This window comes from Micromonospora pattaloongensis, from assembly GCF_900107255.1.
In the GTDB taxonomy this organism is placed as follows: Bacteria; Actinomycetota; Actinomycetes; order Mycobacteriales; family Micromonosporaceae; genus Micromonospora_I; species Micromonospora_I pattaloongensis.
The window spans coordinates 600,544-616,034 of record NZ_FNPH01000002.1 but is presented as its reverse complement, the minus strand read 5'-3'; the positions used below and the strand labels follow the sequence as shown (position 1 = coordinate 616,034).

Sequence of the window (15,491 nt, the reverse complement as noted above, 5' to 3'; positions counted from 1 at the left end):
TGAGGAGCGGACGTGGGGTTGAACCGTCTGAAACTGGGCGTACGCCTGGGCGTCGCGTTCGCGTTGGTCACCGCGTTGCTGATCGGCACCGCGCTGCTCGCCGCCAACGCGTTGGGACGGCAGGAAGCGGCCGTGCAGCGGGTGGAGAACCTGCGGGTGCTCACCAGCGACCTGGAACAGATCAAGTTCTATGACGGCAGCGTCAGCGCCTGGCAGATGGGCTACCTCGCCGAGGCATACCGCTTCACCCCGCGCGAGGCCATCGCCGACAAGGGCGTCAACCGGGCCGGCTACCTGGCCGAGACCGAGGCGCTGCGTAAGGCGCTGGAGACGGTGCACGCGCAGTACATGACGGCCGGCGAGCTGCAGCAGTTGACCAAGCTGCGGGAGGCGTGGGCGGAGTACTTCCGCATCGACGAGCACATGGTGGGGCTGCTCCAGGCGAACACCAGGGCGGCCGCCGACGCCGCCATCGACTATGTGAACACGGTCCAGTTGGACACGTACATGGCCATCATGGACAGCACGCTGGCGCTGATCAAGTCCACCACCCAGCGCAGCGCCGAGGCGGTCGCCGCGGCGGGAGAACTGGCCAAGACCTCACGGACCCTGATGTACGCCGCCGCCGCACTCGGGGTCCTGCTGGCCTCGCTGCTCGCGTGGCTGGTGACCCGGAGCGTCGTCGGGCCGCTGGGCCGCTGCCTGACCGCGCTGCGCCGGGTCGCCGACGGCGATCTCGACGTACGCGTCGGTGGCGACGGTCGTGACGAGGTCGCCGAGATGGGGCGTGCCCTGGATGAGGCGGTCGGCTCGATCCGCGGCACGGTGCTGGCGGTGGCCGACACGGCCCGTCAACTGTCGGACGCCTCGAAGAACGTGGAAACCAACTCGGTCGCCGCGGCCTCGTCCGCGGCGGAGGCCAGCGCGCAGGCCGGCATGGTGGCCGGCGCGGCGGAGCAGGTGTCGCATCACGTGCACACGGTGGCGACGGGCTCGGCCGAGATGGGCGCCTCGATCCAGGACATCACGCGGAGCGCCAACGAGGCGTCGAGGGTCGTCAGCCAGGCGGTTTCGGTGGCGGCCGACACGAACCACACGGTGGCCAAGCTGGGCGAGTCGTCGGCCGAGATCGGCAACGTGATCAAGGTGATCACGTCGATCGCCGAGCAGACCAACCTGCTCGCTCTCAACGCCACCATCGAGGCCGCCCGCGCGGGGGATGCCGGCAAGGGCTTCGCCGTGGTCGCGAACGAGGTCAAGGAACTCGCGCAGGAGACGGCCCGGGCGACCGAGGACATCGCCGGGCGGGTCGAGGCGATCCAGAGCGACACATCGAGCGCGGTCGCGGCGATCACCCAGATCGGCGAGATCATCTCGAAGATCAACGAGCATCAGTTGACGATTGCCTCCGCGGTGGAGGAGCAGACGGCGACGACCACCGAGATGAACCGCAGCATCGGCGACGCCGCCGGCGGCTCGGCGAACATCGCGACGACCGTCGCCGGCGTGGCGACGGCCACGGAACAGACCACGCAGCGCGTCGCGGAGTTCCAGCGGTCGGCCGCGGAGCTGGCCCGGATGTCCGAGGAGCTGCAGACCCTGGTCCACCGTTTCCGGACCACCTAGCCGCAGGATCCGCGTGATCAGGGATCGACGTCAGTCGACTGGTCGGCGCACCAACGATCGTCACTGTCGGTGCGGCACCGTCCGCTCGGCAGGATTCGAACCTGCAACCGCCGGCTTCGTAGGCCGGAGCCCTGTCCAGTTGGGCCACGAGCGGGTGATGTGCGGCGACGCGGAGCGGGCGTTGGCACGGTGAGGCCGTGCGGTGAGAGAGGTGACCGCGCCCCGCGCCGCCGCGGGTGCCGGGCCGTCCGAGGACCCGGCGCCGGGCCTGAGCCGCCCGGGTGACCGAGGGTCTGATGAGGACCCTGGAACCGGGCGAACCGCCCGGGAAGTCTGCGGGCCCGCCGGGGCCCGGTCGCGCTCAGCGGCGCGTACGAACTCCCGGCAGGACGGCGGACCCGTCGCGTCGGCATCGCTGCCGTCGCCCCCCGTCGTACTCCTGCCTTGTCATGCCCATGAGCATGCGCGCGCCGCCGTTCCGCCGCAACGCATTTCCCTGATCACGGTGACCAGGGAGTGGCGGCGGGGACGCGCGGGGACACGCGCGAGCGGATCCCTGATCGCGCGGATCATGCGGGTCCATTGACCGCACGTCGAGGCGGCGCGATCATCTCCTCACGCAGTGGCGTAGGTCACACGGCTCAAGGAGATACCGATGAGCGCAACCACGCAGGACGGGGCCACCGCGGCGGCCCCGATGACCGATGAGGAGCGCCTCGCGCAACTGGGCTACAAACAGGAGTTGCGCCGTAAGCTCTCCGGCTTTTCCAACTTCGCGGTCTCGTTTTCGATCATTTCGATCCTCGCCGGCGCGATCACCTCGTACGGCATCGCCATGACCGCCGGTGGCCCGGCGGCGATCACCCTCGGCTGGCTCTTCGTCGGCGGCATGGTGCTCTTCGTCGCGCTGGCGATGGCGGAGATCTGCTCGGTCTACCCGACCGCCGGCGCGCTCTACTGGTGGGCGGCGGCGCTCGCGAAACGCAACAAGGCGGCCTGGGCGTGGTTCGTCGGCTGGTTCAACTTCCTCGGCGAGGTCGCGGTCACCGCGGCGATCGACTTCGGCGCAGCGATCACCACGTCGGCCTTCCTCAGCCTCGCCTTCGACCTCGAGGTGACCCCGGGCCGGACGTTCCTGGTCTTTCTCGCGATCATCGTGGCGCACGGGCTGCTCAACACGTTCGGCGTCAACCTGGTGCGGGTGCTCTCGGACGTGAGCGCCTGGTGGCACATCGTCGGCGTGGTGGTGATCGTCGGGGTGCTCGTCGTCGTGCCGGACCAGCACAAACCGATCTCGGAGGTCTTCTTCGAGGTCCGCAACGCCACCGGCTTCACCTTCACCGGCGCCGGTTTCTACGCGGTGCTCATCGGTCTGCTGATGGCGCAGTACACCTACACGGGTTACGACGCGAGCGCGCATGTCGCCGAGGAGACGCACGACGCGGCCCGCTCGGCTCCGCGCGGCATCGTGATGTCCGTGCTCGTGTCGGTGATCGCCGGCTTCGTGCTGCTGGTCGCCATCACGTGGTCCATTCAGGACTACGAGGCGCAGCGGGGCACGGAGCTGGGGCTGCCGCCCGCGCAGATCTTCATCGACGCGGCCGGTCAGAGCCTCGGCACCGTTCTGCTCTTCATCTGCGTGGTCGCGCAGTTCTTCTGCGGGATGGCCTCGGTGACCGCCAACTCGCGGATGGCGTACGCGTTCAGCCGGGACGGCGCGCTGCCCGGTTCGCGGCTCTGGAAGCGGGTCAACCCGCGCACCGGCACCCCCACCAACTCGATCTGGCTCTGCGTCGCCTGCTCGACGTTGCTGGTCCTGCCGTCGCTGTGGAACACCACCGCCTATCTCGCGGCCACCTCGATCGCGGTGATCGGTCTCTATATCGCGTACGTGGCGCCGGTGTTCCTGCGTCGCCGCCGTGACGACTTCGTGCCGGGGCCGTGGAACCTGGGGCGGTGGAGCGCGCCGGTGGGCTGGCTGGCGGTCGTCTGGGTGGGGGTGATCTGCGTGCTCTTCGTGTTGCCGACCGGCAGCCCGATCACCGCGCAGACCTTCAATTACACGATCGTGGCGGTCGCGGTGGTCGTCGGTGGTGCGTGGCTGTGGTGGGTCGTCAGCGCGCGCCACTGGTTCACGGGCCCGCGACAGAACCTGGCCGGGGAAGATCCGGCCGGGGAGGAGTTGGCCGGGGAAGAGCCGGCGGGCAGGCAGCCGGTCGGCGATTAGCGTCGAGATTCCGCCGGGTGTGCCACGGCGCACCCGGCGGAGCCCAGGGAGGTACGAGCCGGTGAACGCGGACCGCCCGCGCACCGCGGTCCCGACGTGGCGTCCGGTCCGCGGTGGCAACGCGTTCGAGATCACGGTCGCGCGCCTCGTGCAGGCGATCAAGCTGGGCCTGGTCGAGGTCGGTGAGCGACTCCCGGCGGAACGGGAGTTGGCCGAGCGCCTCCAGGTGAGCCGGGTGACGCTGCGCGAGGCGATCGGGGCGTTGCGCGAGGCGGGCTACCTGCGGTCGCGGCGGGGGCGGGGCGGCGGGACGTTCGTGATCTCCGCCGTCGCGGCCGGACGGGTCGCGGCCGACGCGGGGGAGTTGGCCCGGCAGATGGGGGCGGAGTTGCACGACGCGTTGGACTTCCGGCGGGTACTGGAGCCGGGGGCGGCCGGACTCGCGGCGAGCCGGCCGCTCGCCGCCGGCGACCGGCAGCGCCTGGTCGCCTGCCTGGCGGCGTCGCGCGACCGCGACCCGGCCACCCGGCGGGTCGCCGACTCCCGGATGCACCTCGCCATCGCCGCGGCGAGCGGCAGCCCGTCGCTGGCGGCCGCCGTGGCCGATGTGCAACTCACGTTGGACCAGTTGCTCGGCGCGATCCCGGTCATCGCGCGCAACCTCGATCACTCCGACGCGCAGCACACCCGGGTCGTCGACGCGATCCTCGCCGGTGACGCCGCGTCCGCCCGGGCGGTGATGGAGGAGCACTGCGACGGTACGGCCGAACTGCTGCGTGGCCTGCTCGGGTGACGCCGGTGAGCGCGAAGAGCGCAGCGGAGCGGAGCCCCGCAGTCGCGAACGAAGAGATGGCCGGTGAGCGCGAGGAGTGCAGCGGAGCGGAGCCCCGCAGTCGCGAACGAAGAGATGGCCAGCGTCCGGCCCATTGACGATGAATTGGATTACTAGTAGACCTTTGACATGGAGGTCCACCGATGACCACCCCCGCCCCCGTCCTCACCCTCGAAGAGCTCCGCCTGGCGGTCGACGCCGGCGAGATAGACACCGTCGTGCTCGCCCTCGTCGACATGCAGGGGCGGCTGCAGGGCAAGCGGTTCCACGCCCCGTTCTTCCTCAACGAGGTGGTGGCGCACGGCAGCGAGGGCTGCAACTACCTGCTCGCCGTGGATGTCGACATGAACACCGTGGATGGTTACGCGATGTCGAGCTGGACGCGCGGCTACGGTGACTTCGCCATGGTGCCCGACCTGGCGACGCTGCGCCGCGTGCCGTGGCAGCCCGGCACCGCCATGCTCCTCGCCGATCTCGCCTGGCTCGACGGCGCGGGCGAGGTGCCCGCCTCGCCCCGGCAGATCCTGCGCCGGCAGCTCGACCGGCTCGCGGCGCACGGACTGACCGCGTACGCCGGCACCGAGCTGGAGTTCGTCGTCTACCGCGACTCGTACGAGGAGGCGTGGCGGCGCGGTTACCGCGAGCTCACCCCGGCGAACCTCTACAACGTCGACTACTCGCTGCTCGGCACCGCCCGGGTCGAGCCGCTGCTGCGCCGCATCCGCAACGAGATGGCCGGCGCCGGCCTGGTGCCGGAGAGCGCCAAGGGCGAGTGCAACCTCGGCCAGCACGAGATCGCGTTCCGCTACGCCGATGCGATCACCTGCGCCGACAACCACGTGATCTACAAGAACGGGGCCAAGGAGATCGCCGCGTTGGAGGGCATGGCGCTGACCTTCATGGCCAAGCCGAACGAGCGCGAGGGCAACTCCTGCCACATCCATTTCTCGCTCCGCTCCGCCGATGGATCGTCCGCCATGCCCGGCGGCGACGGGCGCCTCTCCGTCACCGGACAGCGGGTGGTTGCCGGGCTGCTCGCCACGATGCGGGAGTTCAGCCTCCTGTTCGCCCCCAACATCAACTCGTACAAGCGCTATCAGCCGGGATCCTTCGCCCCGACGGCGGTGCGCTGGGGCACGGACAACCGCACCTGCGCGCTGCGCGTCGTCGGGCACGGCGAGGGCATGCGGGTGGAGAACCGGGTGCCCGGCGCGGACGTCAACCCGTACCTCGCGATCGCCGCGCTCGTCGCCGGCGCGCTGCACGGGCTGGAGAACGAGCTCGAGCTGGAAGAGGAGGTCGCCGGCAACGCGTACGACGACGGGGACGCGCCGCGCGTCCCGCCGACGTTGCGCGACGCGCTCGGGTTGTGGGAGGAGTCGACGCTCGCCCGCGCGGCCTTCGGCGACGAGGTGCTGGCGCACTACGCCAACAACGCGCGGGTCGAGCTGGCCGCCTTCGACGCCGCGGTGACCGACTGGGAGCTGTTCCGTGGCTTCGAACGCTTGTGACGACAGGGGAGCGGCGTTGACTCAGGTGATCAACCCGGCCACCGGGGTGTCGGTGGCGACGGTGCACTCCGCGTCGGTGGAGGAGACGGATGCCGCGATCGACCGGGCGCGGCGGGCGTACGAGTCGTGGCGTCACGTGTCGCCCGGAGACCGGGCGAGGCTGTTGCGGCGTTTCGCCGCGGTCGTCGACGCGCACCGCGAGGAGTTGGCGCAGCTCGAGGTCCGCAACGCCGGACACACGATCGGCAACGCCCGCTGGGAGGCGGGCAACGTGCGCGACGTGCTCGACTACTACGCCGGCGCGCCGGAACGGCTGACCGGCCGGCAGATCCCGGTGGCCGGCGGGCTCGACGTGACGTTCCACGAGCCGCTCGGCGTGGTCGGCGTGATCGTGCCGTGGAATTTCCCGATGCCGATCGCCGGCTGGGGCTTCGCGCCCGCGATCGCGGCCGGCAACACGGTGGTGCTCAAGCCCGCCGAGCTCACCCCGCTGACCGCCATCCGCCTCGCCGAGTTGGCCCTCGAAGCCGGGCTTCCCGACGGTGTCCTCACCGTCGTGCCCGGTAAGGGCAGCGTGGTGGGGGAGCGCTTCGTCACCCACCCGGCGGTCCGCAAACTCTGCTTCACCGGCTCGACGGAGGTCGGGAAGCGGATCATGGCGGGCTGCGCCGACCAGGTGAAGCGGGTGACGCTGGAGCTGGGTGGCAAGAGCGCGAACATCGTGTTCGCCGACGCCGACCTGGAGAAGGCGGCGGCCACGGCGCCGTACTCCGTCTTCGACAACGCCGGGCAGGACTGCTGCGCCCGGTCGCGGATCCTGGTCCAGCGGTCGGTCCACGACCGCTTCCTCGAGCTGCTCGAACCGGCGGTGCGGGACTTCCGGGTGGAGGATCCGGCGCTGGAGACCGCGGAGATGGGCCCGCTCATCTCGGCGGGACAGCGCGCCGCCGTCGCTTCCTATGTGGACGGCGCACGGGTGGCGTTCACCGGGAGAGCACCCGAGGGGGCCGGCTACTGGTACGCGCCGACCGTGCTCCTCGCCGATTCCGCCGCCGACCGGCACTGGCGCGAGGAGATCTTCGGGCCCGTGGTGTCGGTGCTCCCGTTCGACGACGAGGCCGACGCGGTCGCGCTCGCCAACGACACCGACTACGGGCTCTCCGGCTCGATCTGGACCCGCGACGTGGGGCGGGCGATCCGCGTCGCCCGGGGCGTCGAGTCCGGCAACCTCAGCGTGAACTCGCACGCGTCGGTGCGCTACTGGACCCCGTTCGGCGGGATGAAGCAGTCCGGCCTCGGCCGCGAGCTGGGCCCCGAAGCCCTGCACTCCTTCACCGACGTCAAAAACGTCTTCATCGCCACCGAGCCCGGTTGATCAAGGGATCAGCAGCGGGAATCGACGCCGGCGGTGCTGCCGGCGCCTTGATCAACCAGTAGAGGAGGGGTCGTGCAGGGGCGGTTGCAGGATCGGGTCGCGGTGGTCACCGGGGCCGGGAGCGGGATCGGGCTGGCGACCGCCCGGCGGTTCGCGGACGAGGGGGCGCGGGTGGTCTGCGTCGACGTCGACGAGAAGGCCGGCAAGGCGGCAGCCGAGGAGGTCGGCGGCGACTTCGTCGCCTGCGACGTCGCCGACGAGGAGCAGGTGCGGGAGCTCTTCGACGGCGTGGCCGCGCGGCACGGCCGGGTCGACATCGCCTTCAACAACGCCGGCATCTCGCCGCCGGACGACGACTCGATCCTCACCACCGGTCTCGACGCGTGGGAGCGGGTGCTGCGGGTCAACACCACGAGCGTCTACCTCTGCTGCAAGTACGCCATCCCGCACATGCAGCGGCAGGGGAAGGGCTCGATCATCAACACCGCCTCGTTCGTGGCGTTGATGGGCGCGGCGACCTCGCAGATCGCCTACACCGCCAGCAAGGGTGGGGTGCTGGCGATGACCCGCGAGCTGGGGGTGCAGTTCGCCCGCGAGGGGATCCGGGTGAACGCGCTCTGCCCGGGGCCGATCGCCACCCCGCTGCTGCTGGAGCTCTTCGCCAAGGACCCGGAGCGGGCGGCGCGCCGGCTCGTGCACGTGCCGATGGGGCGCTTCGGCCGGCCCGAGGAGATCGCCGCCGCGGTGGCCTTCCTCGCCAGCGACGACGCGTCGTTCATGACCGCGTCGCAGTTCGTCGTCGACGGCGGCATCACCGGCGCGTACGTGACCCCGCTGTGAGCCGCCCGATCGTCGGGATCACGTCCTACGTCGAGCCGGCCTCCTGGGCGGTCTGGCGGGACGTCCCGGCCGCGCTCGTCCCGTACGACTACGTGCGCGCCGTGACCGCGGCCGGCGGCCGGGCCGTGGTGCTGCCCCCCGACGACGCCGACGCCGGGGTGCTGCGCGGGCTCGACGCGCTGGTGCTCGCCGGCGGCGCGGACGTGGAGCCGGCGCGGTACGGGGCGGCGTCCGCTCCGCACACCGAGCCGCGCCCCGACCGCGACGCCGGCGAGCTCACGCTGCTGCGCGGCGCGCTCGCCGCGGACCTGCCGGTGCTCGGCGTGTGCCGGGGCATGCAGCTGCTGGCGGTCGCCTACGGCGGCCGGCTGCACCAGCACCTGCCGGACGTGGTCGGGCACGAGCGGCACCGGCCGGCGCCCGGGCGGTACGGCACGCACCCGGTCCGGTTCGCCCCCGGCAGCCGCGTCGCCGCGGTGATGGGCGCCGACCGCGAGGTGAACACCTACCACCATCAGGGGGTGGCCGACCCGGGCGGGCTCACCGCGACCGGCTGGGCCGACGACGGCGTGATCGAGGCGGTCGAGGATCCCGCGCGGCGCTTCGTGCTCGGCGTGCAGTGGCATCCGGAGGCGGCCGGCGACGTCCGGCCGTTCGCCGCGCTGGTGCGCGCGATCACCGATCGATAACCCGTTCCGTTCCGGAACGTCCCGTGCCAGGATCACGATCATGGGAAAGGTGTACGACGGGATCGACGGCCGGCTCCGCGAGTTCATCGACGCTCAACCCGTCTTCTTCGTGGCGACCGCTCCGTCCGGCGCCGACGGGCACGTCAACGTCTCACCGAAGGGCATGACCGGCACGTTCGCCGTGCTCGACGAGCATCGGGTCGCCTACCTCGACTACCACGGCAGCGGCGCGGAGACGATCGCGCACCTGCGTGACAACGGGCGCGTCACGCTGATGTTCTGCGCGTTCGCCGGCCCTCCGAAGATCGTCCGGCTGCACGGGCACGGCGTCGCCGTGCCGGTCGACGACCCCCGCTTCGCCGAGCTGCTCGCCGCGTTCCCCGCCGCGCCGGACCGGCACGGCGTCCGGGCGGTGATCACCGTCGCGGTGAGCCGGGTCAGCGACTCCTGCGGCTTCGCGGTCCCGCTCATGACGTACGAGGGCGACCGGGAGCTGCTGATCACGTCCCACTCCCGGCGCAGCGCCGCGGAGCTCGCGGACTATCGTGCGACCCGGAACGCCGTCAGCATCGACGGGTTGCCCGCGCTGGCGGCCGGGGTTCAACCGGCACCTGAATGAGCGTCGCCGGGCTCACCGGCGTTACGGTCATGGATGGCCGGGGTAGAAGGCGTTGGCGGACACGTCGCAGAACGTTCGATACGCCGGCCGTCGCGGGAGGGTTTGATGGGGTCAACGCCGGAGAGTGACCGTGATCTCCCCATGGGGAAGGTCCTCTCGGCGAGCCTCGCGGCGGCCTTCGAGGCGGGCGGCGAGATGGGCGCCCGGCTGCGCGACCTGGACTGGTCGACCACCCCGCTCGGCCCGCCGCAGACCTGGCCCCCGAGCCTCGCCCACGCGGTCAGCACGATGCTCGCCTCCCAGTCCCAGATCGTCATGTTCTGGGGGCCGGAGCAGCTCGCCTTCTACAACGACGCGTACCTGCCGACGATCGGGCACAAGCATCCCGCCGCCCTCGCCCGCCCCGCGCGGGAACACTGGACCGAACTCTGGCCGGTGCTCGCGCCGCTCTTCGCCGGCGTGACCAGCACCGGTCGGGCGTACCAGAGCCGGGACCATCCGTTCCTGCTGGAGCGGCACGGCTATCTCGAGGAGACGTACTTCGACATCTCGTACGACCCGTTGCGGGTCGAGGACGGGTCGATCGGCGGCATCTTCTGCATCGTCAGCGAGACCACCGGGCGGGTGCTGGGGGAGCGGCGGCTGCGCGCCCTCGCCGAGCTGGGCGCCCGCCTCTCCGACCTGGAGACCCGCGGCCGGTTGGGGCAGGAGGCGGCGCGGGTGCTCGACCGGCACCGCGCGGACGTCCCGTTCGCGCTGCTCTACCTGGGCGCCGGCGGCGACGCCGAGCTGGCCGCCTGGAGCGGGGTGCCGGAGCAGGCCGTGGCCGCGCCGCGCAGCGGACGGGACCGGTCGACCCCGGCCGCGCTCGCCGCCGTGCTGGCCGGCGGGCCGGCGGGCCTGGCCGACGCGTCGGACTTCGTCACCCAGCTCCCGGAGACGGCCTCGCCCCGGGCGCTGGTGCTGCCCATCGCCGCCGCCGACGAGCGGGCCGGCGCGCTGGTGGTGGGGACGAGCCGGCACCTGGCGCTCTTCGGCGAGTACCGCACCTTCTTCGACCTGCTGGCGGCGCAGATCTCCAGCGCGGTGACCACCCAGCGCGCGTACGAGCAGGCGCGGGACCGGGCCGCGCAGCTCGCCGCCCTCGACCGTGCCAAGAGCACGTTCTTCGCCAACGTCAGCCACGAGTTCCGCACCCCGCTGACGCTGATTCTCGGCCCGACCGAGGATCTCCTGGCCGACCCGGAGCTGCCCGAGCGCTACCGGGAGCCGCTCGGCCTCGTGCGGCGCAACGCACGGCGGCTGCTCAAGCTCGTCAACACCGTGCTCGACTTCTCCCGGGTCGAGTCGGGGCGGCACACCGCCGTCTACGAGCCGACCGACCTCGCCGACTTCACGGCCCGACTCGCCAGCACGTTCCGGTCGGCCGCGCAGCGGGTCGGGCTGCGGCTGGAAGTGGACTGTCCACCGCTGCCCGCCCCCGTCTTCGTCGACCGGGAGATGTGGGAGAAGGTCGTCTTCAACCTCCTCGCCAACGCGCTCAAGTTCACCTTCGAGGGCAGCATCACCGTCCGGCTCTCCGCGGCCGGCTCGACCGCGCGGTTGCACGTCACCGACACCGGCGTGGGTATCCCGGCCGAGGAGCTGCCGCGGCTGTTCGACCGCTTCCACCGGGTCGCCGGCACACCGTCGCGCGGCGGCGACGGCACCGGCATCGGGCTCGCGCTGGTCCGGCGCCTCACCGAGCTGCACGGCGGCTCCGTGTCCGCCCGGAGCCGACCGGGCGAGGGCAGCACGTTCACGGTCTCGGTCCCGTTCGGGCACGCCCATCTCCCCGCCGAGCAGGTCCGCACGCCCGGCACGCCGCTGCCGGACACGACCGGCACCGAGCTGTACGTCGAGGACGGGCCGTGGCCGGCGGCGCCGACGCCCGCGCCGGCGGCCCCGGGAGCCGGGGACGGTCCGCGGGGCCGGATCCTGCTCGCCGACGACAACGCCGATCTCCGGGATCACGTCACCCGGCTGCTTTCGCCGTACTGGCAGGTTGTCGCCGTGCCCGACGGCGAGGCCGCGCTGCGGGTCGCGGGCAGCGCCGCGTTCGACCTCGTCCTCGCCGACGTGATGATGCCCCGGCTGGACGGGTTCGGGCTGGTCGCCGCGTTACGGCGCGACCCCCGCACCCGGCACCTGCCGATCGTCCTGCTCTCCGCGCGCGCGGGCGAGGAGGCCGCGGTGGAGGGGCTCGCCGCGGGGGCCGACGACTACCTGACCAAGCCGTTCTCCGGTCAGGAGCTCGTCGCCCGGGTGCGGTCCAGCCTGGAGCTGGCCCAGCTGCGCGGGCAGACCGTCCGCCGGCTGCGTGGCCTCGCCGACGCGGCCATCGCGGTGAACACCGCGCGCTCCACCGCCGAGGTCATCCGGGTGGCCGCCCAGCACGCCCGGCGGATGGTCGGCGCCGACCGCGCGGTGGCCGCCGCGGCCGGCGTCCGGTACGTCGACGGCGGCGCCGAGCCGGAGGCCCCGCCGTGCACGGTGGTGCCGCTGGTCGGGGTGACCGGCGAGCCGCTCGGCGAGCTGCGGGTCTGGTCGGGCGCGGAGACCGCGCCGGACGCGGAGGAGTTGCTGCTGGCCCAGCTCGGCCGGCTGGTGGGGGTGCGGCTGGAGAACGCCCGGCTCTACGAGGCGGAACAGCGGATCGCGACCACCCTGCAGCACAGCCTGCTGCCCGATTCGTTGCCCGAGGTCGCCGGCGCCATCCTCGCCACCCGCTACCTGCCCGGCCACATCGAGGCCGAGGTGGGCGGCGACTGGTACGACGTGATCGCCGCCGACGGCGGCGAGCTGGTGCTGGTCATCGGGGACGTGGTCGGCAAGGGGGTCCAGGCCGCCGCGACGATGGGGCAGCTGCGCAACGCGCTGCGCGCGTACGTCCTGGAGGGTTTCGACCCCGGCGCCGTGCTCACCCGGCTCAACCGGCTGGTCCGCACGACCGAGGGGCATTCCCTGGCGACCGTGGTCTGCCTGCGCTTCGACCCGCCCACCGGGCGGCTCCGGTACGCCAGCGCGGGCCATCCGTCGCCGGTCGTCATCCGCCCCGGCGAACCGGTCGGGTTCCTCCACGACCGGGCGCTCGGCCCGCCGGTCGGGGCGATCGCGGACACCGCGTACGTGACGCGGGAGGCGGAGCTGGAACCGGGTGCGCGGCTGCTGGTCTACACCGACGGGCTGATCGAGGACCGCGACGAGGGGATAGACGCGGGGCTGGCGCGGCTGATCGACGACGCGGCGGGCCGCTTCGACCACGTCGAGGAGCTGGTGGATCGGATGGTGTCAGGGATCGCCGACCAGCGGCGCCGGGACGACGTGGCGGTGTTGGCGCTGGAGGCGACCCACCTCGACCGGTTCACGCTGCGGTTGCCGGCCGATCCGACGAAGCTCGCGGTGCTGCGCCGGCGGCTGGAGGACTTCCTGGTCGCCCACAAGGCCGACGAGGCGGCGCTGTTCGATCTGACGGTCGCGGTCTCGGAGGCGGTCGCCAACGCCATCGAACACCCGGTGGACCCCACCGAGCCGATGATCTCCATCGAGGTCGGGATCTCCGACGGCGCCGTGGTCGTCCGGGTCCGCGACACCGGACAGTGGCGGGCCGCGTCGGAGGGGGGCTTCCGGGGCCGGGGGCTCGCGCTGATCGGGGCGCTCGCCGAACTGACCGTCGACCGGACCGCGCACGGCACGGAGGTGACGCTGCGGCGGCCGCTGAGCGGGTGAGGCCGGTCGGCTCAGGTGGTGGCCAGCCAGGGCTGCTCGCCCAGCCCCGAGATGTCGAGCACCCGGCGGACCTGCCGGGACGGGAGCACGGTCAGCTCCGGGCAGTGGTCGGCGAGGCGGATCAGCGCCTGGATCGCGGCGGAGTCGAAGAACATCACCTCGCGCAGGTCCAGCGTCACCCGGGGCGCGTCCGCCCGGGTCGCCGCCTGGAACATGGTGTCCGCCGTCGACAGGTCGACCTCGCCCCGGACACGGACGGTGGCGTGGTCGCCGTCGAGTTCGGTGGTCGCGGAGAAGACAGACTCCCGGCCTTCTTGATCCACCGGGCCACGATGCCACATTAGTTCCGCCTCGGCAACGATCGGCGGGTCCGCGGCAGCGGTGGGGCGAAGCGTGGGGGCCGCAGGGCGCCGGCGATAGGCTGCAACCATGACCGTCCGTGCACCGCTCACCCCAGGCACGCTCTCCCCGTGGCGGCAGGTGCCGTCCCACATCGCCCGCCCGGAGTACGTCGGGAAGAAGCGCCCGAAGGAATACCGCGGCTCGCACGTGCAGAGCGAAGAGACGATCGAGAAGATGCGGATCGCCGGGCGGATCGCGGCGCGGGCCACCCAGCTCGCGGGCGAGCACTGCAAGCCGGGCGTCACCACGGACGAGATCGACCGCGTGGTGCACGAGTTCCTCTGCGACCACGACGCCTACCCGTCGACGCTCGGCTACCGCGGCTTCCCCAAGTCGTGCTGCACCAGCCTCAACGAGGTGATCTGCCACGGCATCCCGGACTCCACGGTGCTGGAGGACGGCGACATCATCAACGTCGACGTCACGGCGTACATCGGCGGCGTGCACGGGGACACCGACGCGACGTTCTGCGTCGGCGAGGTCTCCGAGGAGGCGCGGCTGCTCGTCGAGCGCACCCACGAGGCGATGATGCGGGGGATCCGGGCCGTCGCCCCCGGCCGGCAGATCAACGTCGTCGGCCGGGTGATCGAGTCGTACGCCCGCCGCTTCGGCTACGGCGTCGTCCGCGACTTCACCGGCCACGGCATCGGCGAGGCCTTCCACAGCGGCCTCTACGTGCCGCACTACGACAGCCCGCGCCCCACCGACGTGATGGAGCCCGGGATGACCTTCACGATCGAGCCCATGATCACGCTCGGCACGCACGAGTACGAGCTGTGGAACGACGGCTGGACGGTGGTCACCAAGGACCGGCGCTGGACGGCGCAGTTCGAGCACACGATCGTCGTGACCGAGGACGGGTACGAGATCCTCACGCTCCCGTGACGGACGCCCCCGCCGCGTTCGACGAGCACCACCACGCCGACGTGTCCGGTGGTTGGCTGCGTCCGGCTGTCTTCGGGGCCATGGACGGGCTGGTCACCAACATCGCGCTGATCGCCGGCGTCGGCGGGGGCGGCGTCCCGCCGCGCGACATCGTGCTCACCGGGGTCGCCGGCCTGGTCGCCGGGGCCATCTCGATGGGGCTCGGCGAATACACCAGCGTGCAGACCCAGAACGAGCAGATCGCCGCGGAGATCGCCAAGGAGCGGCGCGAGCTGGAGCGGCACCCGGAGGCGGAGGCGCGGGAGCTCGCCGAGGCGTGGGTGCGGCGCGGCCTCCCGGCCGACCTGGCCCAGCAGGTCGCCGACGCGATCCGGGACAACCCCGAGGAGGCGCTGCGGCTGCACGCCCGCGAGGAGTTGGGAGTCGAACCGGGCGAGCAGCCCAGCCCCTGGACGGCGGCCTTCTCCTCGTTCCTCTGCTTCTCGGTGGGGGCGCTGATCCCGCTGTTGACGTACCTGCTCGGCTTCGACCAGCTCTGGCCGGCGCTGGCCGTCGGTGGCGTCGGCCTCTTCGCCGCGGGCGCGATCGTCGCCCGGTTCACGAGGCGGCGCTGGTGGAACAACGGGCTGCGCCAACTGCTGCTCGGCGCCGCGGCCGCCGCCGCGACGTACCTGATCGGGCGGTTGATCGGCGTTGCCGGCGGCCTCGGCTGAGCGG

The 15,491-nt window shown here is 72.2% G+C and carries 12 protein-coding genes and 1 tRNA gene; 11 read left to right on the top strand and 2 right to left on the bottom strand.

Annotated elements, in window-relative coordinates; translation table 11 throughout:
• Positions 1–12: 12 nt before the first annotated feature.
• The gene (locus tag BLW47_RS08705; protein WP_091554077.1) at positions 13–1,626 is read left to right on the top strand and encodes a methyl-accepting chemotaxis protein; all 1,614 of its coding nucleotides are present in this window, start codon (positions 13–15) and stop codon (positions 1,624–1,626) included.
• 80 nt (positions 1,627–1,706) lie between these two features.
• Here the strand turns inward: BLW47_RS08705 and BLW47_RS08700 are convergent.
• Positions 1,707–1,780: transfer RNA gene (locus tag BLW47_RS08700), tRNA-Arg, on the bottom strand.
• 501 nt (positions 1,781–2,281) lie between these two features.
• On the opposite strand from BLW47_RS08700, the gene BLW47_RS08695 reads away from it, so the two are divergent.
• The 8 genes from BLW47_RS08695 (at position 2,282) to BLW47_RS08660 (ending at position 13,487) form a co-directional block, all read left to right on the top strand.
• Positions 2,282–3,853 carry an amino acid permease gene (locus BLW47_RS08695; protein ID WP_245736540.1) on the top strand — a complete coding sequence of 524 codons (1,572 nt, stop codon included), beginning with the start codon at positions 2,282–2,284 and terminating at the stop codon, positions 3,851–3,853.
• A gap of 61 nt (positions 3,854–3,914) precedes the next feature.
• On the top strand, positions 3,915–4,646 hold the full coding sequence (locus tag BLW47_RS08690) for a FadR/GntR family transcriptional regulator (RefSeq protein WP_217634805.1): 732 nt from the start codon (positions 3,915–3,917) through the stop codon (positions 4,644–4,646).
• A 182-nt stretch (positions 4,647–4,828) separates the two neighbouring features.
• Complete coding sequence (locus BLW47_RS08685) at positions 4,829–6,196, top strand: glutamine synthetase family protein (protein ID WP_091554069.1); 1,368 nt, start codon at positions 4,829–4,831, stop codon at positions 6,194–6,196.
• Positions 6,197–6,212: 16 nt separating this feature from the next.
• Positions 6,213–7,571 (top strand): aldehyde dehydrogenase family protein, encoded by a 1,359-nt coding sequence (locus BLW47_RS08680; protein WP_091554066.1) that lies wholly within the window; start codon positions 6,213–6,215, stop codon positions 7,569–7,571.
• Between the two features lie 72 nt (positions 7,572–7,643).
• The gene (locus BLW47_RS08675; RefSeq protein ID WP_091554062.1) at positions 7,644–8,411 is read left to right on the top strand and encodes a 3-oxoacyl-ACP reductase; all 768 of its coding nucleotides are present in this window, start codon (positions 7,644–7,646) and stop codon (positions 8,409–8,411) included.
• A complete protein-coding gene (locus tag BLW47_RS08670; RefSeq protein WP_091554058.1) occupies positions 8,408–9,100 on the top strand; it encodes a gamma-glutamyl-gamma-aminobutyrate hydrolase family protein in 693 nt (230 codons plus the stop codon). Before BLW47_RS08675 ends, BLW47_RS08670 begins: the two co-directional genes overlap by 4 nt.
• 40 nt (positions 9,101–9,140) lie before the next feature.
• Positions 9,141–9,719, top strand: coding sequence for a pyridoxamine 5'-phosphate oxidase family protein (locus BLW47_RS08665; RefSeq protein WP_091554055.1), 579 nt, complete (start codon positions 9,141–9,143; stop codon positions 9,717–9,719).
• A gap of 141 nt (positions 9,720–9,860) precedes the next feature.
• A complete protein-coding gene (locus BLW47_RS08660; protein WP_245736539.1) occupies positions 9,861–13,487 on the top strand; it encodes a SpoIIE family protein phosphatase in 3,627 nt (1,208 codons plus the stop codon).
• Between the two features lie 11 nt (positions 13,488–13,498).
• Here BLW47_RS08660 and BLW47_RS08655 read toward each other — a convergent pair whose 3' ends face one another.
• A complete protein-coding gene (locus BLW47_RS08655) occupies positions 13,499–13,810 on the bottom strand; it encodes an STAS domain-containing protein (RefSeq protein WP_245736538.1) in 312 nt (103 codons plus the stop codon).
• 106 nt (positions 13,811–13,916) lie between these two features.
• On the opposite strand from BLW47_RS08655, the gene map reads away from it, so the two are divergent.
• Together map and BLW47_RS08645 are read left to right on the top strand one after the other, a co-directional pair.
• The gene (gene map / locus BLW47_RS08650; protein WP_091554048.1) at positions 13,917–14,774 is read left to right on the top strand and encodes a type I methionyl aminopeptidase; all 858 of its coding nucleotides are present in this window, start codon (positions 13,917–13,919) and stop codon (positions 14,772–14,774) included.
• On the top strand, positions 14,771–15,487 hold the full coding sequence (locus BLW47_RS08645) for a VIT1/CCC1 transporter family protein (protein ID WP_091554045.1): 717 nt from the start codon (positions 14,771–14,773) through the stop codon (positions 15,485–15,487). Before map ends, BLW47_RS08645 begins: the two co-directional genes overlap by 4 nt.
• The last annotated feature ends 4 nt before the right edge of the window (positions 15,488–15,491 follow it).

Bases quoted from the DNA above. Each gene is read 5' to 3' on its own strand.
- BLW47_RS08695 (WP_245736540.1), top strand. From the start codon at position 2,282: ATGAGCGCAACCACGCAGGACGGGGCCACCGCGGCGGCCCCGATGACC.
- BLW47_RS08685 (WP_091554069.1), top strand. From the start codon at position 4,829: ATGACCACCCCCGCCCCCGTCCTCACCCTCGAAGAGCTCCGCCTGGCG.
- BLW47_RS08665 (WP_091554055.1), top strand. From the start codon at position 9,141: ATGGGAAAGGTGTACGACGGGATCGACGGCCGGCTCCGCGAGTTCATC.
- BLW47_RS08660 (WP_245736539.1), top strand. From the start codon at position 9,861: ATGGGGAAGGTCCTCTCGGCGAGCCTCGCGGCGGCCTTCGAGGCGGGC.
- map (WP_091554048.1), top strand. From the start codon at position 13,917: ATGACCGTCCGTGCACCGCTCACCCCAGGCACGCTCTCCCCGTGGCGG.